At 42.9% G+C, this 336-nt stretch carries 1 protein-coding gene; it reads left to right on the forward strand.

Annotated elements, in window-relative coordinates:
• Positions 1–66 precede the first annotated feature (66 nt).
• Positions 67–336 (forward strand): PhoU domain-containing protein (locus CWC11_RS21965; protein WP_283241035.1); only part of this gene is annotated, 270 nt, incomplete at its 3' end.

Below are 336 nucleotides of genomic sequence, written 5' to 3' on the forward strand. Positions count from 1 at the left end.
TAAGAAGAAAACAGAAGACTATATTACAGGTCGTTACGGTTAAGGCGAGCTTGCGAGGAGAATATAATGGAACACAATATTAATAAGCACATTTCTGGCCGCTTTAATGAAGAGCTAGAAAACGTGAGAAATCACGTACTCAGTATGGGTGGACTGGTCGAGCAGCAATTAAACACTGCGCTTGATGCGGTTAATCACAATGATGCTGAAAAAGCGAAAAAGGTCAGTCAGAACGACTACAAAGTCAATGCGATGGAAGTGAATATTGACGAAGAATGTACACGTATCATCGCCAAAAGGCAGCCTGCAGCCAGTGACTTACGTTTGGTGGTTGCC

It is taken from the genome of Pseudoalteromonas sp. S3178 (genome assembly GCF_005886985.1).
Taxonomy (GTDB): Bacteria; Pseudomonadota; Gammaproteobacteria; order Enterobacterales; family Alteromonadaceae; genus Pseudoalteromonas; species Pseudoalteromonas carrageenovora.